General features: G+C 73.5%; 20 protein-coding genes and 1 riboswitch. Of the genes, 10 read left to right on the forward strand and 10 right to left on the reverse strand.

Annotation, left to right across the window (positions count from 1 at the left end; genetic code table 11):
• Window positions 1–4 precede the first annotated feature (4 nt).
• From HDA31_RS19040 to HDA31_RS19050, 3 genes are read right to left on the reverse strand one after another with little or no spacing between them, the layout of a single operon-like run.
• A complete protein-coding gene (locus tag HDA31_RS19040) occupies window positions 5–457 on the reverse strand; it encodes an acyltransferase (protein WP_178064141.1) in 453 nt (150 codons plus the stop codon).
• A 5-nt stretch (window positions 458–462) separates the two neighbouring features.
• Window positions 463–1395: an NAD-dependent epimerase/dehydratase family protein gene (locus HDA31_RS19045; RefSeq protein ID WP_178064140.1), complete on the reverse strand. Its 933-nt coding sequence runs from the start codon at window positions 1393–1395 to the stop codon at window positions 463–465.
• Between the two features lie 27 nt (window positions 1396–1422).
• Complete coding sequence (locus HDA31_RS19050; protein WP_178064139.1) at window positions 1423–2565, reverse strand: DegT/DnrJ/EryC1/StrS family aminotransferase; 1143 nt, start codon at window positions 2563–2565, stop codon at window positions 1423–1425.
• A 130-nt stretch (window positions 2566–2695) separates the two neighbouring features.
• On the opposite strand from HDA31_RS19050, the gene lhgD reads away from it, so the two are divergent.
• Window positions 2696–3892, forward strand: coding sequence for an L-2-hydroxyglutarate dehydrogenase (gene lhgD / locus HDA31_RS19055; RefSeq protein WP_178064138.1), 1197 nt, complete (start codon window positions 2696–2698; stop codon window positions 3890–3892).
• 55 nt (window positions 3893–3947) lie between these two features.
• Here the strand turns inward: lhgD and HDA31_RS19060 are convergent, their stop codons facing one another.
• A complete protein-coding gene (locus HDA31_RS19060; protein WP_074475814.1) occupies window positions 3948–4583 on the reverse strand; it encodes a TetR/AcrR family transcriptional regulator in 636 nt (211 codons plus the stop codon).
• A 224-nt stretch (window positions 4584–4807) separates the two neighbouring features.
• Here HDA31_RS19060 and HDA31_RS19065 point away from each other — a divergent pair, with 224 nt between their 5' ends.
• The 4 genes from HDA31_RS19065 (at window position 4808) to HDA31_RS19080 (ending at window position 9923) form a co-directional block, all read left to right on the forward strand.
• Window positions 4808–5704: an ABC transporter permease gene (locus tag HDA31_RS19065; protein WP_074475813.1), complete on the forward strand. Its 897-nt coding sequence runs from the start codon at window positions 4808–4810 to the stop codon at window positions 5702–5704.
• Window positions 5697–6515: an ABC transporter ATP-binding protein gene (locus tag HDA31_RS19070; RefSeq protein WP_074475812.1), complete on the forward strand. Its 819-nt coding sequence runs from the start codon at window positions 5697–5699 to the stop codon at window positions 6513–6515. The genes HDA31_RS19065 and HDA31_RS19070 overlap by 8 nt, the downstream gene beginning before the upstream one ends.
• A 144-nt stretch (window positions 6516–6659) precedes the next feature.
• Window positions 6660–8159, forward strand: a complete 1500-nt coding sequence (locus HDA31_RS19075) for a bifunctional cytidylyltransferase/SDR family oxidoreductase (RefSeq protein ID WP_178064137.1) — start codon at window positions 6660–6662, stop codon at window positions 8157–8159.
• Between the two features lie 42 nt (window positions 8160–8201).
• Window positions 8202–9923: a CDP-glycerol glycerophosphotransferase family protein gene (locus HDA31_RS19080; RefSeq protein ID WP_178064136.1), complete on the forward strand. Its 1722-nt coding sequence runs from the start codon at window positions 8202–8204 to the stop codon at window positions 9921–9923.
• Window positions 9924–9944: 21 nt separating this feature from the next.
• On the opposite strand, the gene HDA31_RS33060 is transcribed toward HDA31_RS19080, so the two are convergent.
• The 6 genes from HDA31_RS33060 to HDA31_RS19110 form a co-directional block, all read right to left on the reverse strand.
• A complete protein-coding gene (locus HDA31_RS33060) occupies window positions 9945–10457 on the reverse strand; it encodes an SHOCT domain-containing protein (protein ID WP_178064135.1) in 513 nt (170 codons plus the stop codon).
• Between the two features lie 184 nt (window positions 10458–10641).
• Window positions 10642–10926, reverse strand: a complete 285-nt coding sequence (locus HDA31_RS19090; protein ID WP_074475808.1) for a hypothetical protein — start codon at window positions 10924–10926, stop codon at window positions 10642–10644.
• A gap of 149 nt (window positions 10927–11075) precedes the next feature.
• Window positions 11076–11951: a C39 family peptidase gene (locus tag HDA31_RS19095; protein ID WP_178064134.1), complete on the reverse strand. Its 876-nt coding sequence runs from the start codon at window positions 11949–11951 to the stop codon at window positions 11076–11078.
• 221 nt (window positions 11952–12172) lie between these two features.
• Window positions 12173–12315, reverse strand: a riboswitch (cyclic di-AMP (ydaO/yuaA leader).
• A gap of 361 nt (window positions 12316–12676) precedes the next feature.
• Entirely contained in the window at window positions 12677–13453 is a 777-nt protein-coding gene (locus HDA31_RS19100) for a hypothetical protein (RefSeq protein ID WP_178064133.1), read from the reverse strand.
• A 142-nt stretch (window positions 13454–13595) separates the two neighbouring features.
• On the reverse strand, window positions 13596–13970 hold the full coding sequence (locus HDA31_RS19105; protein ID WP_178062714.1) for a hypothetical protein: 375 nt from the start codon (window positions 13968–13970) through the stop codon (window positions 13596–13598).
• Window positions 13971–14019: 49 nt separating this feature from the next.
• Window positions 14020–15210 (reverse strand): acyltransferase family protein, encoded by a 1191-nt coding sequence (locus tag HDA31_RS19110; RefSeq protein ID WP_246384534.1) that lies wholly within the window; start codon window positions 15208–15210, stop codon window positions 14020–14022.
• A 197-nt stretch (window positions 15211–15407) separates the two neighbouring features.
• Here HDA31_RS19110 and HDA31_RS19115 point away from each other — a divergent pair, with 197 nt between their 5' ends.
• From HDA31_RS19115 to pseB, 5 genes are all read left to right on the forward strand, one after another.
• Window positions 15408–16730: a polysaccharide pyruvyl transferase family protein gene (locus HDA31_RS19115; protein ID WP_178064132.1), complete on the forward strand. Its 1323-nt coding sequence runs from the start codon at window positions 15408–15410 to the stop codon at window positions 16728–16730.
• 90 nt (window positions 16731–16820) lie between these two features.
• The gene (locus HDA31_RS19120) at window positions 16821–17963 is read left to right on the forward strand and encodes a glycosyltransferase family 2 protein (RefSeq protein ID WP_178064131.1); all 1143 of its coding nucleotides are present in this window, start codon (window positions 16821–16823) and stop codon (window positions 17961–17963) included.
• Window positions 17960–18559 (forward strand): GNAT family N-acetyltransferase, encoded by a 600-nt coding sequence (locus HDA31_RS19125; protein WP_311774364.1) that lies wholly within the window; start codon window positions 17960–17962, stop codon window positions 18557–18559. Before HDA31_RS19120 ends, HDA31_RS19125 begins: the two co-directional genes overlap by 4 nt.
• Window positions 18556–19605, forward strand: a complete 1050-nt coding sequence (gene pseI / locus HDA31_RS19130; protein ID WP_043962757.1) for a pseudaminic acid synthase — start codon at window positions 18556–18558, stop codon at window positions 19603–19605. Before HDA31_RS19125 ends, pseI begins: the two co-directional genes overlap by 4 nt.
• Window positions 19606–19794: 189 nt before the next feature.
• A complete protein-coding gene (pseB, locus tag HDA31_RS19135; RefSeq protein WP_074475803.1) occupies window positions 19795–20778 on the forward strand; it encodes a UDP-N-acetylglucosamine 4,6-dehydratase (inverting) in 984 nt (327 codons plus the stop codon).
• Window positions 20779–20783: the final 5 nt, after the last annotated feature.

The following is a 20783-nucleotide window of genomic DNA, read 5'->3' on the forward strand; positions in this document are numbered from 1 at the left end:
CCCGTCAGCCGGCCGCCGCGCCGTCGATGGCCACGAAGTCGGGCGTGCCGTCGGCGGCGAACTCGACCCGGGCAACCGGACGGGCGGGGACCCCGGCGACCACCGTCCGGGCGGGCACGTCCCGGGTGACCACGGCACCGGCCGCGACCACGGCCGAGTCGCCGATGGTCACGCCCATCATCACCGTGGCGTTCGCCCCGATGAACACCCGGTCGCCGATGGTGACCGGAGCACGGTCGACCGTGGCGTAGGCCCGGCCCGACACGCAACGCCTGGCCGACGAGTGGGTGTAGATCTGCGCCCCGCTGGAGATGTCACAGCCGGCCCCGATGGTCAACCCACCGGAGCCGTCCACGACGGTGAAGGCGCCGATCCAGGTTCCCTCGCCGACGACCGGGTCGCCGACGACCCAGGCGTGCGCGTGCCACCGGTTGGGCGGCAGTTCTGCGGCAGGCACGCGCGTCAGGCCACCTCGACCTTGATCAGGTCGGTCATCCCGTCCTCGACTGCGATGGTCGGCTCCCAGCCCAGCACCTCGCGGGCCCGGGTGATGTCCGCCGCCCGGCGGCTGACCAGCACCTCGCGCGGGTTGAACTGCGGTTCGACGTCCACCCCGACGGCCTTGATGAGGATCTCGGCGAGGGTGGCGACCGAGGTGTCGATGCCGGTGCCGATGTTGACCGGCACGTTACCCTGCTCGGCCTCCAACGCGGCGACCACCGAGCGGGCGATGTCGTGGACGTGGATGAAGTCCATCGACTGCTCGCCCCGGCCGTCGATGACCGGCGGCTGGCCGGTCTTCAGCCGCTTGACGAAGTGGTTGATGACGGAGGTGTAGTACGCCGTCGGCTTCTGGCCGGGGCCGTACACGTTGAAGAAGCGCAGGGCGATCCAGTTGAGGCCCTTGCTGCGCTGGTAGAAGGCGAGCAGGTCCTCGCCGGCCCGCTTCGAGATGCAGTACGGGGTGAGCGGGTCGAGCCGGTCGTCCTCGTGCATCGGCAGTTTCTTCGGATCGCCGTACACCGAGGCGGAGGAGGCGAACACGAGCCGCTTCACGCCGTGGTCGGCGGCGGCGGCGAAGACGTTGTGGTTGCCGACCATGTTGATGTCGATCGACTCGTACGGGTCGGCCTGGCTCTTGTTGATGGAGACCGCCGCGAGGTGGACGACGAGGTCGCAGCCCTTCATGGCCGCGTGCACCGCGCCGCCGTAGCGCACGTCCTGGTCGACGAGCTCCACGTCGCCGCTGGCCGCCAGCCGGGCGACCTGCTCCCGGTCGCCGCGGAACATGTTGTCGAAGATGCGGACCCGGTAGCCCTTGTCCAGCAGGAGCGGCACCACGTGCAGGCCGATGAAGCCCGCACCCCCGGTGATGAAGACGGTCTGCTTCGACATGTCGTGCGATGTCCTTCCTGAAGGAGATCAGCGGCCGGTGGCGGCGCTGACGACGACGTCGACCAGGGTGGCGACGACGGTCTCGACCTGGGCGTCGGTGAGGTTGGCGTGCATCGGGATGGCCAGGTGCCGGGCGAACAGGTCCGCCGAGACCGGGCACGGCGTCGTCTGGCCGTAGAGCGGCTGCGCGTGCGAGGCGTACGTGCCGAAGGTGCACTGCACGCCGTGCCGGCGCAGCCCGAGGGCGACCGCGCCGCGGTCGACCGAGGGGTCGAGGGTCACCACGTACGACTGCCAGGGGTGCTCGCGGTCCGGCGCCTCGTGGGGGGTGGCGATCAGCTCGTGGTCCTTGAGCAGCTCGCCGTAGCGGGCGGCGGTGCGCCGCTTGGCGGCGAGCAGGTCGGGCAGCCGGTCGAGCTGGGCGAGCATGATGGCCGCCGCCACGTCGGAGAGCCGGTAGTTGTAGCCCAGCTCGGTGAAGGCCGGAATCGGCAGGTCGGACAGCTCGGCCCGGGTCAGCGCGCCCTCCACGCCGTATGTGTGCAGCTTGCGGGCGTGCGCGGCGAGGTCGTCGCGGTCGGTGACGTAGGCCCCGCCCTCGCCGGCGGTGATGCCCTTGCGGCCGTGGAAGCTGAAGGTGGCGACGTCGGCCAGGCTGCCGGCGGGGCGGCCCTTGTAGGTGGCGCCCGCCGCGCACGCGGCGTCCTCGACCAGGAACAGCCCGTGCCGGTCGGCGACGGCCCGCAGCTCGTCGTAGTCGGCGGGCTGGCCGAAGGCGTCGACAGCGATGACGCCGACGGTGCGGGGGGTGATGGCGGCCTCGACGGCGGCCGGGTCCACCGTCCAGATGTCGGGCCGCACGTCGGCGAAGACGGGCTTCGCGCCCGTCCACATCACCGCGTGGCCGGTGGCCGGGAAGGTGTAGTCGGCGACGACGACCTCGTCGCCGGGCTGGACCCCGAGGGTGAGCAGCGCCAGGTGCAGGGCGGAGCCGCAGTTGGCGGTGGTCAGCGCGTGCCGGGTGCCCGTCGCGGCGGCGAAGCGCTCCTCGAAACGGCGGCAGGTGGGCCCGGCGCCGGCCAGCCAGCCGGAGGCGAAGACCTCGGCGATCGCCGCGAGCTCCGCCTCACCGACGGTGGGCTGGCCGAGCGCGATGACGTCGTCTGACATGAGGCTCCCTAGAAGACGGACCCGGTGAGTGTAGGCACCCCCGGCCGGCAGCGACGAATCGGGCACGCCGGGCGCTGGTTACCATCGGTGGTCGCCCGGCGGAGGTGACGACCGGGCAGGGGAGAGCGAGATGACGAGGTTCGTGGTCGTCGGCGGCGGCATCGTCGGCCTGGCGGTCGCCCACCGGCTGGTGACCGACCGGCCGGGCGACTCCGTCACCGTGCTGGAGAAGGAGGCCGGCTGGGCGGCGCACCAGACCGGCCACAACTCCGGCGTGATCCACGCCGGGGTCTACTACCGGCCGGGCAGCCTCAAGGCCACCCTGTGCCGGGCCGGCAGCGCGTCGATGGTCGAGTTCTGCGCGGCGCACGGGCTGGCGTACGAGGTCTGCGGCAAGCTGATCGTCGCCACCGACGAAGCGGAGCTGCCCCGGCTGCGGGCGTTGCACGAGCGGGCCGAGGCCAACGGCCTGCCGGTGCGGCTGGTCGGTGCGGCCGAGGCCGCCGAGCACGAGCCGCACGTGGCGGCCGTCGCCGCGCTGCACGTGGCCTCGACGGGCATCGTCGACTACGGCGCGGTCTGCCGGAAGCTGGCGGAGCTGCTCGCCGCCGCCGGGGCGGACCTGCGCACCCGCGCCGAGGTGACGGGGGTGGCCGACCGGCCGGCGGGGGTGGTGGTCACCACCACGGCCGGCGAGGTGGTCGCGGACGTGCTGATCAACTGCGCGGGCCTGCACGCCGACCGGATCGCCCGGCTGGCCGGGGTGCCGACGCCGGTGCGGATCGTGCCGTTCCGGGGCGAGTACTACGAGCTGACCCCACAGCGGCGGGACCTGGTGCGGGGGCTGATCTATCCGGTGCCGGACCCGCAGTTCCCGTTCCTCGGGGTGCACCTGACGAAGATGATCGACGGCAGCGTGCACGCCGGCCCGAACGCGGTGCTGGCCACCGCGCGGGAGGGCTACTCGTGGGGGCGGTTCAGCCCGCGCGACGTGTGGGACGAGCTGACCTACCGGGGGCTGTGGGCGCTGGGCCGGCGGCACTTCCGGTACGGGCTGACCGAGGTGGCCCGGTCGCTGTCGAAGGCGCGGTTCGCGGCGAGCCTGGCACGGCTGGTGCCGGAGCTGACGCCGGCCGACATCGTCCGGGCCGGCGCGGGGGTGCGGGCGCAGGCGATCCTGCCCGACGGCGGCCTGGTCGACGACTTCCTGATCGTGGCGGCGGACCGGCAGGTGCACGTGCTCAACGCGCCCTCCCCCGCCGCGACGAGCTCGCTGGAGATCGCCCGGCACATCGTGTCCCGGCTGCCGGTGGACACCGCCCGCTGAGGCGCTCGGGCGGGGCCGCGGGCGCGGGCGGGACGACGGGTCGGCGGGCGGGCGCTCAGGCGGGGGCGGCGTCGCGCTGCCGGGGCACGACGCCGGCCGCGCCGAGGCCGGTGGCCACGGCCTCCACCAGCGCGTCGAGGTACGCCTCGGTCGGCATCGTGCGGGTGATCGCCAGCCGCCAGTACAGCGGCCCGACGATCAGGTCCACGGCGGCACCGGGCTCGGTGTCGGCGGGCAGCTCGCCCCGGGCGACGGCGCGGGCGACGAGCGACCCGCCGACCTCCTGCTGCTGGGCCCGCAGCACCGCCTGGAGGGTCCCGTCGATCTCGGGGTTGCGGGCCGCCTCGGCCAGCAGGTCGGGCACGATCTGCGCGGCCAGGGGGTGACTCAGGGCATGCGCGAGCACCCGCAGCAGCAGGCCGAGGTCGCCGCGCAGGCTGCCGGTGTCCAGCGCCGGCAGCCTGCTGCCGGCGGCGGCGCCGACGACCTCGACGACCAGCTCCAGCTTGGAGCTCCACCGCCGGTAGATCGCGGTCTTGCTGACCCCGGCCCGGCGGGCGACGGCCTCGATGGAGAGCCGGCCGTAGCCGACGGCGGCCAGCTCCTGCATGAGCGCGCGCCGGATGGCCGTGGTGATCTCACCCCGCAGCACCGCCGCGCCGGCCGGCGCGCGCCTCTTCTCGGTGGTCACGGCAGACTCTTCTCGGGCGTCACGGCAGACCCTCCTCGGCTGTCACGTGGGACAATGTACCGCAACGACGGTACGGTTGCGTCCCGACGTTGTTATGGACTACCTTCCACGCAGCGACGAGGCGGCGCTCCACGCACCGGCCACCGGCGAACCCGTCGTCGCGCCCATCCCGTTGGTACAACAGACGCACCCCGCTGGCACGACAAGATCGGAGCGCCCATCCCATGGCCAACACCGCGCTGGCCGACCCCGACGCCGGCCTGTCCCAGGCGCAACTGGCCGCCCGGTACGGGCTGCGGGTCGCCGGCGAGCGGCCGTCCCTGGCGGAGTACACCCGCCGCCTGTGGGCGTACCGGCACTTCATCGCCGCGTACTCGAGCGCCAAGCTGGTCGCCTCGTTCAGCAACGCCCGGCTCGGGCAGCTCTGGCAGGTGCTCACCCCGCTGACGAACGCGGCGGTCTACTACCTGATCTTCGGCCTGGTGCTGAAGCAGAACAGCATCCCGAACTTCATCGCGTACCTGACCGCCGGGCTGTTCATCTTCAACTTCACCCAGACCGCGGTGCAGAACGGCACCCAGTCGATCACCGGCAACCTGGGGCTGATCCGGGCGCTGCACTTCCCCCGGGCCTGCCTGCCGCTGGCCGTCATGCTCACCCAGTTCCAGCAGCTGATGGCCTCGCTGGTGGTGCTGATGGGCATCGTGCTGGTCACCGGCGAGCCGCTCACCGTCGAGTGGCTGCTGCTCGTCCCGGTGGTGCTGCTCCAGGCGCTGTTCAACGCCGGGCTCACCATGGCCGTGGCCCGGATGGGCTCGAAGGTCGCCGACCTCAAGCAGGTGATGCCGTTCCTGGTGCGCACCTGGATGTACGGCTCCGGCGTGCTCTACAACGTCGCGCTGTTCGAGGAGAACCTCCCGGGCTGGGCGACCCGGATCGTCGAGGCGAACCCGATGCTGGTCTACATCGAGCTGGCCCGGCACGCGCTGCTGGAGGGCGCGCCGCTGCTCAACTCCTCCATGGTCCAGGCGTGGTCGTACGCGGTGGGCTGGGCGGTCGTGATGGGCGTGGGTGGTTTCATCTACTTCTGGCGGGGCGAACAGGAGTACGGCCGTGGCTGAGCACATCGAGGCGTCCAACGACGTCACCGTGACGCTGCCCAGGATCGTCGAGCGCATCCCGACCGTGGTGGTCGACGACGCGCACGTGATCTACCGGGTGCACAAGGGCGCGGCCGGCGGCACCAGCCCGGTGGCCGCCCTGAAGCGGATCGTGTCCCGCACGTCCGCGCCGAACATCCGGGAGGTGCACGCGGTCAAGGGGGTCAGCTTCACCGCGTACCGGGGCGAGGCGATCGGGCTGATCGGCAGCAACGGCTCCGGCAAGTCCACCCTGCTGCGGGCCATCGCCGGGCTGCTGCCGGTCAACCGGGGCGCGGTCTACACCCAGGGGCAGCCGTCGCTGCTGGGCGTCAACGCCGCCCTGCTCAACGACCTGCCGGGCGAGCGCAACGTCACCCTGGGCTGCCTCGCCATGGGCATGCAGCCGGCCGACGTGGCCCGGCTCGCCCCGGAGATCATCGAGTTCTCCGGGATCAACGAGCGCGGCGACTTCGCCTCGCTGCCCATGCGGACGTACTCCTCCGGCATGGCCGCCCGGCTGCGGTTCTCCATCGCGGCGGCGAAGAAGCACGACGTGCTGCTGATCGACGAGGCCCTGGCCACCGGCGACAAGGGCTTCCGCAAGCGCAGCGAGCAGCGGGTGCGGGAGCTGCGGGAGGACGCGGGCACGGTGTTCCTGGTCAGCCACCAGCTCTCCTCCGTGCGGGACACCTGCGAACGGACGATCTGGCTGGAATCGGGCGTGCTGCGGATGGACGGCCCGACCGACGAGGTGCTGCGCGCGTACGAGGACTTCTCCAACAAGAAGTAAGGTTGCGGCTTCCGTACGGTGTCGTGCGGGTGTCTTCCCCACCGCGTCGTCCCTGGGGGGCGGCGCGGTGGTTGCGTTATGGTTCACCCGGCCGCCGTGCGGCCGTCACCCCCTGTTCGCAAACCGTGAGAGTGAGGATCGGCAATGACGCAGGACCACACCACTGGCCCGGACGCCACACCGGAGACCCCGGCGCCGTGGCGGCCCTCGCGGACGGTGGCGGTGGTGCTGGCGGGCGGGACCGGGACCCGGCTCGGCCTCGGCATCCCCAAGCAGCTGCTGAAGATCGCCGGCAAGCCGATCATCGAGCACACCCTGGCGGTCTTCGAGGCGGCTCCCGAGATCGACGAGATCATCGTGCTGATGGCCGACGGGCACGTCCCCGACGCCCAGCGGATCGTCGACAAGGCCGGCTTCCGCAAGGTCAGCAAGGTCATCGCCGGCGGCGACACGCGCAACGCCACCACCCGCATCGCGCTCGACGCGGTCGGCGAGGGCGACGTCAACATCCTCTTCCACGACGCGGTGCGCCCGCTGCTCAGCGGCCGGATCGTCCGGGAGTGCGTCAACGCGCTCTGGACCTACTCGGCGGTCGACGTGGCGATCCCGTCGGCCGACACGATCATCCAGGTCGACGACGACGACTGCATCACCGACATCCCGGTGCGCTCCACGCTGCGCCGGGGGCAGACCCCGCAGGCGTTCCGGTCCGGCACGATCCGCGAGGCGTACCGGATCGCCGCCGGCGACCCCGACTTCGCCGCCACCGACGACTGCGGCGTCGTGCTGCGCTACCTGCCGGGCACCCCGATCAAGGTGATCGACGGCTCGGACGAGAACATCAAGGTCACCCACCCGGTCGACGTGCACCTGGCGGACAAGCTGTTCCAGCTCGCCGCCGCGCAGGCCCCCCGGCTGACCGCCCGGGACTACACCGAGGAGCTGGCCGGCCGCACGATCGTCGTGTTCGGGGGCAGCTACGGCATCGGCCACGAGCTGACCGAGCTGGCCCGCCGCCACGGCGCGCAGGTCTTCCCGTTCAGCCGCTCCACCACCGGCACCCACGTGGAGCGCGCCGAGGACGTCGAGGTCGCGCTGAAGACCGCCTTCGAGGCCACCGGCCGGATCGACCACGTGGTCGTCACCGCCGGCATCCTGGAGAAGGGCGAGCTGGCCGAGATGGACCAGGAGACCATGGACCGGGTCCTGCACGTCAACTTCGTCGGCCCGGTCACCATCGCCCGGCAGTCGCTGCCGTACCTCCAGCAGACCAAGGGTCAGCTCCTGCTCTACACCTCCAGCTCGTACACCCGGGGCCGGGCCCGCTACGCGCTCTACTCGGCCACCAAAGCCGCCCTGGTCAACCTCACCCAGGCGCTGTCCGACGAGTGGGCCGAGTTCGGCGTACGGGTCAACTGCATCAACCCGGAGCGCACCGCAACGCCGATGCGCACCAAGGCGTTCGGCGAGGAGCCGGAGCACACGCTGCTGGCCGCCGAGACCGTCGCCCAGTCGTCGCTGGACGTGCTGATCTCCGAGCTGACCGGGCAGGTCATCGACGTACGCCGGGCGCCGGGCGAGCTGCCCGCCGCGGGCGTGCCCGCCCAGGCCAGCCGGGCGTCCGCCCCGGCCACGGCCGGCTGACGGGTCGACGGCCACCGCGACGGGCGAAGGAAGCGAAGCGACATGCGTGGTGACCTGGTCAGGAAGCTGGCCGCCCGGGTGGCGGCCACCGGCCTGGCGGTGCTGGCGTTCCTCGTCCTCGCCCTGACCGGGGCGACAAGCTGGGGCCTGGCGCTCGCGGTGGCGGCCCTCGCCGCCGCCGGTTGGGAGCGCCGGGTCCGCCCGGCCGCGGACAGCACCGCCGAGGCGGTGCTGCTCGCCGCCGCCGTCCTCGTCGGATACGCGCGGCGGCTCGACGCCGGCTTCGACCCGGCGCTGGTGGCGACGGCCCTGGTGCTGCTGGGGCTGGCGCTGCTGGTGGGGCCGCTGCGGCAGGCCGGCGACCTGGAGATCCGGGCGGCGAACCTGCCGGTGCGGTCGTGGACCCCGCTGGTCGCGGCCTGGCTGGGCGACGCCCTGCTGGCGCTGCTCGCCGTGGTGGCGCTGGCCGCCGCCCTGGCGCTGCCCGCCTGGGTGGCCCTGCTGGTGGCCCTCGCCGTCGGCGCGGGGGCCGGGGCGGTCGCGGCGGATCTGGCGAAGCGGCGATTCCGGCCCGGGGCGGGCGGCTCGGCGGTGGCCCGGGCGCTGCGTGCGCACCGGCCGGAGTTCCTGCTGCACTTCTCCGCCCCGCCCGGGTCGGAATACCAGGTCACCATGTGGCTGCCGTACCTGGAGCGGATCGGCCGGCCGTTCTTCGTGATGGTGCGGGAGCCGGAGTTCCTCGCCCCCATCGCGGCGGCCACCAGCGCCCCGGTGGTCTACTGCCCGACGCTGAAGGCGATGGACGAGGCGCTGGTGCCGGGCCTGAAGGTGGCGTTCTACGTCAACCACGGGGCGAAGAACAGCCACTGCATCCGGTTCTCGCAGCTCACCCACGTGCAGATCCACCACGGCGACAGCGACAAGGCCCCGAGCGCCAACCCGGTCACGGCGCTGTTCGACCGCAACTTCGTCGCCGGGCGGGCCGCGATCGACCGGTACGCCCGCGCCGGGGTGGACATCCCGGCGGAGAAGTTCGTCGTGGTCGGCCGCCCCCAGGTCGAGTCGATCGAGGTACGCCGCGCGCCGGCCACCGGCCTGGCGAACCCGACGGTGCTCTACACCCCGACCTGGACGGGGCACCACGCCGACGCCAACTACTGCTCGCTGCCGGTGGGCGAGACGATCGTGCGGGGGCTGCTGGCCCGGGGCGCGACGGTGATCCTGCGCGCCCACCCGTACACGGGGCAGAACCCGGCGTCGGCGCGGCAGCTCGCCCGGCTCACGGAGCTGCTGGCGGCGGACCGGGCCCGCACCGGGCGGCAGCACGTCTTCGGCGCGGCGGCCAGCCGCGAGCTGTCCCTTGTCGACTGCGTCAACCGCTCCGACGCCCTCGTCTCGGACGTCTCCGGGGTCATCTCCGACTACCTCTACTCCGGCAAGCCGTACGCGGTGACCGACATGGCCGGCGACGGCGACCGGTTCGTCGAGCGGTTCCCGCTGGCCGGCTCGGGCTACGTGCTGCGGCGCGACGCGGGCAACCTCGACGAGGTGCTCGGCCTGCTGCTGGACACCGACCCGAAGGCGGCGGCCCGCTGGGGCACCCGGGCACACTACCTGGGCGACTTCCCGGCCGAGTCGTACGCCGAGGCGTTCCTGGCGGCGGCCCGCCGGGAGCTGGACCCGGGCTGGAACCCGCCGGCCCCGCGCGCCGCCGACACCGTGGCGCAGGGCGACTCGCCGCTCTCCCCCACCGCCACCGCCTGACAGTCTCTGGCGCTCGGAGGACTACGGGCTCAGCCGCGCCTTGAGGGCCGTGAACTCCGCTTCGCTGATCGCGCCCGCGTCGCGCAGGCCGACGAGTCGGGCCAACGCCTGCGTCCGCTCTTCGGTCGCGCGGCCCGGCGTCGCCCCCTGCGGGGTCACGAAGGCGGCACGTCCCTCCGAAGAGGCGTCCCGCGACTGCGACCGCTGGTAGGTGTCCCATTTCAGCTGCGCGGTGCGGCGCTGCATGGCCTCGACGTCGAACCGGGGATCGCCCGCGAGGTCGAAGATGACCTTGAGCGTGTGAGGGTCGTACTTCACCGAGACCACGTCCGCCTCGCCCGGCTTGCGCTCGACGATGTAGAACCGCTCGCGCAGCTCCGCCCGGAACGCCTCCCGGTCGCCCGGCCGAACCTCCAAGACGAAGTCGTACTTCTGCCAGCTCCCGTTGCCGCCGAGGGCCGATGCCTCCCGGACCGACAGCACCAGCGCCTGGGCAGCGAGGCCTCGCTTGCGGATCCGGCGCTGGTCGAACACCTCAGGACCTCATGTCACTCGAAACCGCGTCGGGTCACCGTCGCGCTGGTCGGGGGCTGCCCCGGGCCGCTGCGTCGCCGTGACCGGACCATGGAAGGGTCAACCTACGCCCTGCCCCGGCACCGGCACCAGGGGCGCTTCGGTCACGGCCGGACGGGACTGCCGCGCCCCGGTAGCACGGCCGTTACGCCTGGGTACCGTCGTCGCGCGCCGCCATGGCCAGGGCGACGAACTCCCGGAACTCGGCGAACTGTGCGGCGGTCATCTTCCACCGACATCCGCCGACGATGCCGTCGTCACCGGACGCCCGCCCCAGGCGGACCTTGAAGCCGTCGCCATGCGGCTGTCCGCTGACCCGGAGGAACGCCACGTGGTATCGCAAGCTCTCTTCCGTGTCCCGGTGGAAGATCTCCAGCACACGGCCGTCCAGCACCATGATCTGGTTGTCGAAGGCAAACTCGGTCGCCATGCTCCCCCTCAGCGCGATTCGTCAGCCTACTGCCACGTCAAGCGCCCCTCGTGAGGACGTCCCGTCACTTCGGCCTCGGCGTTGAAACGACGGCGCCGGCCCCGGCTCTCTTCGGAAAGAGAGCCGGGGCCGGCAGGGGGAGGGTGCTGTCAGGCCGAGTAGCCCCGCGTCGCCGCCCAGTGGGCCAGCGCGGTGGTGCTGATCCAGTACGCCGGGACGGCCGGGTCCGCCGAGTCGGCGATCCGCACGGTGCGCCCGGAGTCGCGGTAGCCGACGACGGCGATGTAGTGGCCGCCGGGGAACGAGTGCCAGCCGCCGTCGACGTCGGTGGCGTCGCCGGCGATGTTGACCACGACGCCGCGCCCGGCGCCGACCGCCTGCACCACGTCGGCCCGCAGCCGCTCCGTCTCGGCCGGGGTGGCGGCGCCGCCGGGGATCAGCCGGGTCCGGTACGGCTCGCCCTTGACCATCTCGTTGAGCACCCGCGTGGTGTCGTAGGCGGAGTTGGTGCCCATCTCGGTGGTGCCGAGGCGGACGGCCAGGGCGTCCTGGGTGCCGTCGACCCCGGTGGCGGAGAGCGCGTTGCGCACCGCCGCCGGGCCGCAGTAGTAGTAGGTGGTCTGGGCCTCGTAGTCGTAGTCGAGGAGCTTGGTCGACGGCGGCTTCGGGGCCGCCGGCTTCGCCGTCGTCTTCTTCGGCGTCGACCTGGCGGTCAGGTCGGGGTTCGGGGTGGTCGGGGTGGCGCTCGGCGACGGCGAGGCGCTGCCCGGGGCGGCGGTCGCGGGCGGCGCGGCGACCCGGGCCTGGGCGCGGCTGGCCGCGCCGTCGAGGCGGGGCGCGACCTCGGCCACGGCGGCGTTGGTGGTCCGCTGCGGGGCGGGGTCGTCGTCGACGGCGGCGAGCAGCGCGCCGGTGCCGGAGGCCAGCAGCAGCGCCGCGGCGGAGCCGGCGACGACCTGGTAGGGGCGTTCCGTGGCGAGTCGCCGCAGGTGCCGCTTGAGCTGATCGTTCACGTGTTCCTCCACGGGGCGGGGCGGAAGCGGGGGCACCCGGGCGCGCGTCGGCGCACGGCGGCGCGGACGTGTCCGCGGCCGGTGGGGTCCGCTTTCTGGGGGGGACGCCCGCTCAGGCGGGCGTACGCAGGGGTGCGACGGTCAGTGCGCCGGCTCGACGGCGACGGACGCGGGCACCGGGCTCCGTGGTGGAGGAACAACCCGGGGGGTGGGGTCAAACTGCACGAGGATGGAACTCCTTCCGACACCGCCTACCGGGTTAGCTGACGGATTCGGGCGGGAAGATCGCCCTACCGCAGGCCGTGGCCCGCGGATTCACCCCGGACGTGCAATGGGTCCCCGGTTCGTGATGATCACGATTGAGCGGGTCGGCGCGGCGTCGCCTCTTGCGATCGGGTACCGCACCGGACGGGCCGACACTACTGGCCGACGGAAGCCCTGCCAACCCCCCACCACCTGCTTAAACGTGCCACTGCCGGCGCATTTACGGGCCATTCGGAGACTGACGCGACTCAATGGGACTGCCGACCCATCCGACGTCAGCCGCCCCGCAACGGGACAACGAGCCGCGAACCTTCCACGAATTGCGCCCCCGATCGACCAGAACGCCCCCGCCGCCCGATCCCACCCCACCGTGACCCGCCTCACCCCGACCACCACCCACCCCTGCCCCTCCCCTGCCGGTGATCAAGAGAGAAGCGTCAGGATCGATCTCCACGGTGAGGCGAACCTCCTGATCACCGTGCCGGGGCCGGGGCGGAGGGCCGGGGGTGGGGCCAGCCGAGGGCTTTCCGGGCCCTGCGGGAGGCCGTCGCGGTGGTCGCCGGCGGGTGGGCGGGTCGGACGCGCTCGGCGGCGGCGTACGCCTCGGCGGCGAGCGCCCGGGCGGCCGCGGCGGCCAGTTCGGCGTCGTCCCACGCGGCCCGCTCCCGCGCGGCGGCGGCCCGGTAGCGGGCCAGCCTGCCGTCCCGGACGGCCCGGGCCAGGACGACCTCCTGCTCCACCGGGTGCCGCCTGGGGTCCCAGCCGCCCCGGCGGGCGAAGACGTCGCAGAGCTGCCCGATGGACAGCTCGCCCCGCAGGTGGGCCGCCGTGGCGGCGTGGTGCAGCCAGCGTTCCCGGGCCGCGTACTCGGTGGGGGTGCGCGGGGTGTGCGGCGTCGGCAGCGCCCCCGCGTCGCGGAAGCGCCGGGCGGCGGTCTCCGCCTCGTCGTACGCCTGCCAGGCCCGCTCGGCGGCGTCCTGGGCGGCCGTCCAGGCGGCCCGGCGACGGCGGGCGTTCTGCGCGGCCCCGGCGGCGGCCACCGCCACCTCGTCGGCGTACCGGCGCAGGTCGGCGACCGCCGGGGCCGGCGGGGCGGCGGGCCCGGCGGGGGCCTCGACGGCGGGCGGGTGGTCCCGCTCCGGCCGGGCGACCAGCACCGCGAGCACGGTGAGCGCCAGCACGAGCAGCACGGACCAGATGGCGGCGGCCAGCGGCACCTCGGTCAGGAACTGGTAGAGCACGATGTCCATGGTCGGCACCTCACGACGGTGGAGGCGGAACGGGATCCACGCCGCCGGACGAGGCGCGGGCGGCGGGGGGTGGGGCGGCCGGCCCGGCAGGCGGGTGGCGCGGTTCGTCGGCGACGGTGGCGGGCGCGGCCCGCCGCGTTGCTCAGGCGGCCGGCGGCGCGCGGGGGCCGGCGGCGGCGGGGACGAACCCGGTCGGCACCCGCTGCGGGGCCGACGCGGTGCCCGGCGGGGGACCGGCCTCGGCGGGCGACGGCCACGGGCCGGTGGTGGTGGTGGTGGTGGTGGCGATGGTCGCGGCCCCTGCGGATCCGGGTGCCTCCACGACGGCGGCGGAAGCGGCAGAATCGGCGGCGGCCGCGGCGGCCGGGCCGGGGTCGACGCCGCCGGGAACCACCGCGCCCGCCGGCAGCGCCGCGGCGCCGAGCGAGAACGCGACCACGACGGCGAGCGTCGCCAGCATCCGCGCCGTCCAGCGCACGACCCACCACAGGGGACAGGTCAGCGCGACGGGAAGCACCCGTCCACGCTACCGCCACCGGTCGCGCGACGCGCCGCCGGCGGGCGGGTCACCTGCTCGGCGCGGCGCGGCGCACCACCGGCGGGTGGGCGGCGGCCGGAGGGCGGGGGCGGCGCGGGGGCCCGAGCCGGCGGGTCAGCGGCATCTCGACCCAGCGGTGCAGCAGCGCGGCCAGGCCGAGGTTGACCAGCAGGAAGCCGACCGCCGCCAGCGGGCCCCACCAGCCCGGCAGGCCCGTGCCGAGCCGGTCGGCCAGCCGCAGGACGGTGATCATGACGAAGACGTGCACCAGGTAGAAGGCGAAGGAGACCTCGCCGAGCCAGACCATCGGCCGGGACCGCCACGGCGTCCGCGCGCCGCGCACGTCCGCGTCGGCGGCGGCCACGATGACCAGCAGGTACGCCGCCGCGAGCAGCGCCGCCCACAGCTCGGCGCGGATCCACTGGGCGGCGACCACCCAGGTGACGACGAAGATGGCGCTGGCGGCGGTGAGCCCGGGCCCACGCCAGCGCCCCCGGCGCAGCAGCTCGGCGGCGGCCACCCCCATCCAGAACTCCAGCGACCGCACGACCGGGAAGATCTGGGTGAACCACCAGGTGCTCTCCTGCGGCACCAGGCGCTGCCCCGGCCAGAGCGCCACGATCAGCAGCGGCACGGCCACCACCACCGCCCACAGCGCCCCGACGGGCGCCCGGCGCACCAGGGGCAGCGCGAACGGCAGGCAGACGTAGAAGAACAGCTCGCAGGAGAGCGACCAGCTCACCGAGTTGACGCTGTAGAAGTAGCCGGGCGTCGGGTCCCACGCCTGGACCAGGAACAGGTTCTCCAGTGCGGCGCGGACGTTGACCGGGTCGGCGAAGACCCACACCCCGGTCGCCAGCACCACCGCCCACATCAGCAGGTGGTTCGGGTAGATCTTGGCGAGCCGGCGGCGCAGGAAGTCGCGGCGGCGGTCCCCGTCGCGGGCCGACCAGACCAGCACGAAGCCGCTGAGGATGAAGAAGAACTCGACGCCGGACAGGCCCAGCGTGAACAGCCAGTCGACGACGGCCTTGGCCTCGGGCTGGCCGACGATCCGCATGGTGCCGACGTGGTAGCCGAAGACGAGCAGGGCAGCCACCCAGCGCAGCCCGGTCAGCGAGGGCAGCCGGCTGGCCGGGCGGGCCGGCGCGTCGGCGCGTACGACGGTCGGGGCGCCGGGGAGGCCGACGGCCCGACCCTCGGCGGGGGTCACCAGCACCGCTCTCCTCCTCGCGGACGCCCGGGCCGAGGCCGCCGCCCGGGTGACGGCGGGCCGCGCGGTGCCGCCCCGCCGGCACCCTACCCGGTGCGGCCGGGCGCGCCGCCCGCCGTCGGGCGTCCCGTGACGCGCCTGGCGGCGGCCCGGGCGCGATGGCCTAATATCGCGGTCTCGGCCACGACGAGGGGACAACACGGATGCACCAGCGGATCCTGCTGCGGGCCAAGAAGGGGCCGTTCGACGTCTACTCCCCGGAGGAGACGTTCGAGCGCAACTGGATCGGCGAGAACGCCGGCAACCTCGTGTTCAGCCACGCGGCGCACAAGCTGTTGCGGACGTCGACGGCGGAGGTCACCTCGTCGGAGTTCCGGGTCAACCCGCGCGAGGCCGACGAGATCAACGAGCGGTTCGACGTGTTCGTGGTGCCGCTGGCCAACGCGTTCCGGCGCAGCTACGCACACCGCCTGGTCGCCATGACCCAGCTGATCGAGCGGCTGAAGATCCCGGTGGTGGTGTTCGGGGTCGGCGCGCAGACCAACGTCGACGCCGACCGGGAGTACCTGCGGCCGATCGACGACGCGGTGAAGGGGTTCGTCTCGGCGGTGCTGGACCGGTCGCACAGCATCGGGGTGCGGGGCGAGATCACCGAGGGATACCTGCGGACCCTCGGCTTCTCCGCCGTCGACGTGATCGGCTGCCCGTCGATGTTCCTGCACGGCGACAGCCTGCGGGTCGACAAGCGCAAGACCACGCTCACCGTCGAGGACCGGGTGGCGCTGACCGTCTCCCCGTACGTCAAGTCGATGGCGAAGGTCATCGCCTCGCACCACCGGCGGTACCCGAACCTGCGCTACCTGCCGCAGGACCTGAAGACGCTCGGCACCCTGCTCTTCGGCGACGCGCCGGAGGACCGGGGCAAGAAGGCGGCCATCCCGATCCACACCTCCCACCCGCTGTTCACCGAGGACAAGGTGCGGATGTTCGTCGACCCGTGGACGTGGATGGACTACCTGTCGCGGTTCGACTTCAACTTCGGCACCCGCATCCACGGCACCATCACGGCGCTGGTGGCGGGCACGCCGGGCTATCTCTTCGCGCACGACTCGCGGACGCTTGAGCTGGCCCGGTACTTCGACATCCCGCACCGGCTGATGAAGGACGTCCCGCCGGACGTGGACGCCATAGAGCTCTACGACGAGGCCGACTACAGCGCGCTCAACAACGGGCACAAGGCCCGGTACGCGACGATGACGGCGTTCCTGGCCAAGCACGACCTCGGGGTCTCCTTCGCCGACGGCGACAGCGCCGCCCGGTTCGACCGGCAGGTCGCCGAGACGACCTTCCCCCCGGCGGTACGCGCGCAGTCGGCCACCGACCCGGCGGAGCTGATCGCCCGCATCCAGTGGCTGCACGACCGCAACCAGGAGCTGAAGGAGACCGTCGCGGGGTTCGAGTCGCACCGGCTGCGGGCCCGGGTGCGGGCGGCCGGCGGCCGGATGAAGCGGATGCTCAAGCGTTAACCCTCCGTAGGGGGTCTGTTCAGCGAGCCCACCCCCGGCGGATACGTCAGGTTCCGGGGCCGTCCATCCGGGCGGTCGAGGGTGTCGGGCGTGGTCAATGAGCCGACGCGGAGCCCACTGCTGAGCATCGTCGTCCCGGTGCACGGGGTCGAGGCGTACCTGTACCAGTGCCTGGAGTCGATCCTCGGCGGCCTGTCCGCCGCCGAGGCCGCCGAGGTCGAGCTGGTCGCCGTCGACGACGCCTCCCCGGACCGGTGCGGGGAGATGCTGCGCTCGTACGCGGCGGGGCGGCCCCAGGTGCGGGTGGTGTCCCTGACCCGCAACGTGGGGCTGGGGCTGGCCCGCAACGCGGGGCTGGCGGAGGCGACCGGCCGGTACGTGTGGTTCGTCGACAGCGACGACTGGCTGCCCCCGGGCGCCCTGCCGACGGTGCTGGCGCGGCTGCGCCGCGACGAGCCGGACGTGCTGCTGGTGGACCACCTGCGGGTGCACGAGGGCGGCCGGCTGGAGGTCGACGCGAGCAGCCACCTGCTGCGCGGGGTCGACGGGTGCGTCCGGCTGGCCGACCGGCCCGAACTGCTGCGGGTGCAGCACACCGCGTGGAACAAGGTGGTCCGCCGGGCGTTCCTCGACGAGTTGGAGCTGCGCTTCCACCCCGGCTGGTACGAGGACATCCCGTTCAGCCACCCGCTGCTCATCGCCGCGGACCGGATCGGGGTGCTGGACCACGTCTGCTACCACTACCGGCAGGGCCGGCTGGGGGCGATCACCTCGACCCGCAGCGGCCGGCACTTCGACGCGTTCGTGCAGTACGAGCGCCTCCAGCAGTGGGTGGCGCGGCACGTCACCGAGGAGTGGATCCGCACCGACCTGTTCGGTCTGATGATCAACCACTACCTGGTGGTGGTGGGCAACGACGGCCGGGTGCACCCGAGGCTGCGGCGGGGGTTCTTCCGCCGGGTCGCCGAGCACTACCGCCGCTACCTGCCCTCGGGCGGGTACGCCCGGCCGGGCGGGGTGGCCGGGCTGAAGCACCGCCTCGTCGCCCGGGACAGCTACCTCGCGTACAAGACGTTGCGGCGGGCGCACCGGCTGGCCGGCTCGCTGCGGCCGACGTCGCCCGCCGGGACGGCGGCCCCCGACGCGGCGTCCGGCGGGAGCGGGCCGCTGGCCGCCGACGCCGTCGCGCCGTCCGAGGCGGACCGGGGCAGCGCCCTGGCGGGCCGGGGATGACCGGGCCGGGACCGGGCGGCACCGCCACCACCGCCACCAGCGCCTCCAGCGCCGGCACCGCCGCCGACAGCGCCGGAAGCGCCACCACCAGGGCGGGCGGCGGGCTGCGGCCCGCCCGCGAGGCCGACCTGGCGACGATCCTGCGGTGGCGCAACCACCCGCAGGTCCGCGAGGTCAGCCTCACCCGGCACGAGATCGGCCCGGCCGAGCACGCCGCCTGGTGGGCGGGCGTACGCGTCGACCCGGACCGGCGGGTGCTGGTGCACGAGCACCTCGGGCAGCCCTGCGGCGTGGTGACCTTCTCCGGCGTGACCAGCCCCGACCGGGCGCTGACCTGGGGCTTCTATCTCGACGTCGAGGGGCTGGACGCCCGGCGGGCGCTCCTGCCGGCCTGGCTGTCGCTGGAGGAGGCGGCGATCGCGTACGCGTTCGGCACCCTCGGCGCGCGCACCCTCGGCGGGGAGACGCTGGCCACCAACCGGCCGGTGCTGGCGCTGCACCGGCGCTTCGGGTTCACGATCGTCCGGCGCTACGAGCGGGACGTCGACGGCACGCCGCACCAGGTGGTGTGGACGCAACTGAGCAGGGGAACATGACGACAGTCAAGATCGGCCCGCACGCGGTGGGCACCGGCGAGCGGCCCTTCGTGGTGGCCGAGATGTCCGGCAACCACAACGGCAGCCTCGACCGGGCGCTGGCCATCGTGGACGCGGTGGCGGCCAGCGGCGCGCACGCGCTCAAGCTCCAGACGTACACCCCGGACACGCTGACCATCGACGTGGACGCGCCGGAGTTCCGCATCTCCGGCGGCCACGAACTGTGGGGCGGCGAGCGGCTCTACCAGCTCTTCGAGCGGGCGCACACGCCGTACGAGTGGCACGGGCCGATCTTCGAGCGGGCCCGCCGGCACGGCCTGACGGTCTTCTCGTCGCCGTTCGACGCCACGGCGGTGGAGCTGCTGGAGGAGCTGGACGCCCCGGCGTACAAGATCGCCTCGTCGGAGCTGGTGGACCTGCCGCTGATCCGGCTGGTGGCCGCCACCGGCAAGCCGATGGTGATCTCCACCGGCATGGCCACGGTCGGCGAGATCGACGCCGCGGTGACCGCCGCCCGCGAGGGCGGCGCGGGCGGCATCGTGCTGCTGGCGTGCACCGCGTCGTACCCGGCCCCGCCGCAGGACAGCAACCTGCGCCGGCTGCCGGTGCTGGCCGACACGTTCGGCGTGCCGGTCGGGATCTCCGACCACACGCCCGGCATCGGGGTGCCGGTGGCGGCGGTGGCGCTGGGCGCCTGCCTGATCGAGAAGCACGTGACGCTGCGCCGCGCCGACGGCGGGGTGGACTCGGACTTCTCGCTGGAGCCGACGGAGCTGGCCGACCTGCGCGTCGAGTCCGAGCGGGCCTGGGCGGCGCTGGGCGTCACCACGATCGGCCCGACCCCCACCGAGCGGGAGGGGCTGCGGTTCCGCCGGTCGCTGTACGTAGTGGCCGACGTGCGCGCGGGCGAGCCGGTGACCCGGGACAACGTGCGTTCGATCCGCCCGGCCGGCGGCCTGCCCCCGGCCGACCTGGACCGGGTGCTGGGCCGCACGTTCCGCCGCGACGTGCCCCGGGGCACCGCGCTGGGCTGGGACCTGGTCTGACCGGCGGACACGTCCCGTTCACCTGGCGGCCCGCTGTCGACGCGGGACGGGCATGACGCATTCACCGCCCGCGTCGCGCCCGTTCACCGTCCGGCGTGGGGCCGTTAACTCTGCCGGCTTAGCGTCACGAACCGTCCGCCGGCCGGCACCGTCCCCGGCCGGAAGATCAACCGACCTTGGGAGCACCAGTTGAGCGAGTTGAATGGGTCCTCCATTCTGATCACCGGGGGCACCGGGTCCTTCGGCCGCACCTTCCTGCGGCACGTCCTGGCCGAGGCCGACCCGGCCCGGGTGGTGGTGTTCTCCCGCGACGAGCTCAAGCAGTACGAGCTGCGCCAGCAGCTCGGCGACGACCCCCGGCTGCGCTGGTTCATCGGCGACATCCGGGACCGGCACCGCCTCACCCGGGCCATGCACGGCGTCGACCACGTCGTGCACGCCGCCGCGCTCAAGCAGGTGGACACCGCCGAGTACAACCCGTCGGAGTTCATCGCCACCAACATCACCGGCTCGCAGCACGTCGTCGACGCGGCCATCGAGGCCGGGGTGAAGAAGGTCATCGCGCTCTCCACCGACAAGGCGTCCAGCCCGATCAACCTGTACGGGGCGACGAAGCTCGTCGGCGACAAGTTGTTCGTCTCGGCGAACCACTACGCCGCCCACCACCCGACCCGGTTCGCCGTGGTGCGCTACGGCAACGTGGTGGGCAGCCGGGGCTCGGTGGTGCCCCTGTTCCGCCGGCTCGCCGCCGAGGGCAGGAGCCTGCCCGTCACCGACAAGCGGATGACCCGGTTCTGGATCACCCTGGACCAGGCCGTGCAGTTCGTCGTGGACTCGTTCGACCAGATGCAGGGCGGGGAGCTGTTCGTGCCGCGCATCCCGAGCATGCGCATCCTCGACCTGGTGGAGGCCGTCGCCCCGGACGCCACCACCCACGAGATCGGCATCCGGCCCGGCGAGAAGCTGCACGAGGAGATGATCGCCCCGGACGACAGCCGGCGGACCCTGCGCACCCCGGACCGGTTCATCGTGCAGCCGACCATCGCCACCTGGGGCTACCAGCCGCCCGCGCACTGCGAGCCGGTGCCGGACGGCTTCGCCTACCAGTCGGACAGCAACGACGAGTGGCTCGGCGTGGAGCAGCTGCGCGACATGCTCGGCATCGCCGCGTGATGGCG

Source organism: Micromonospora carbonacea (assembly GCF_014205165.1).
Lineage (GTDB): Bacteria > Actinomycetota > Actinomycetes > Mycobacteriales > Micromonosporaceae > Micromonospora > Micromonospora carbonacea.

Coding starts and splice junctions, on each gene's coding strand:
- HDA31_RS19100 (WP_178064133.1), bottom strand. CDS start 13,453: ATGGACATCGTGCTCTACCAGTTCCTGACCGAGGTGCCGCTGGCCGCC.
- pseI (WP_043962757.1), top strand. CDS start 18,556: ATGACGACAGTCAAGATCGGCCCGCACGCGGTGGGCACCGGCGAGCGG.
- HDA31_RS19075 (WP_178064137.1), top strand. CDS start 6,660: ATGACGCAGGACCACACCACTGGCCCGGACGCCACACCGGAGACCCCG.
- HDA31_RS19050 (WP_178064139.1), bottom strand. CDS start 2,565: ATGTCAGACGACGTCATCGCGCTCGGCCAGCCCACCGTCGGTGAGGCG.
- lhgD (WP_178064138.1), top strand. CDS start 2,696: ATGACGAGGTTCGTGGTCGTCGGCGGCGGCATCGTCGGCCTGGCGGTC.
- HDA31_RS19080 (WP_178064136.1), top strand. CDS start 8,202: ATGCGTGGTGACCTGGTCAGGAAGCTGGCCGCCCGGGTGGCGGCCACC.
- HDA31_RS19045 (WP_178064140.1), bottom strand. CDS start 1,395: ATGTCGAAGCAGACCGTCTTCATCACCGGGGGTGCGGGCTTCATCGGC.
- HDA31_RS19090 (WP_074475808.1), bottom strand. CDS start 10,926: ATGGCGACCGAGTTTGCCTTCGACAACCAGATCATGGTGCTGGACGGC.
- HDA31_RS19125 (WP_311774364.1), top strand. CDS start 17,960: ATGACCGGGCCGGGACCGGGCGGCACCGCCACCACCGCCACCAGCGCC.
- HDA31_RS19065 (WP_074475813.1), top strand. CDS start 4,808: ATGGCCAACACCGCGCTGGCCGACCCCGACGCCGGCCTGTCCCAGGCG.
- HDA31_RS19115 (WP_178064132.1), top strand. CDS start 15,408: ATGCACCAGCGGATCCTGCTGCGGGCCAAGAAGGGGCCGTTCGACGTC.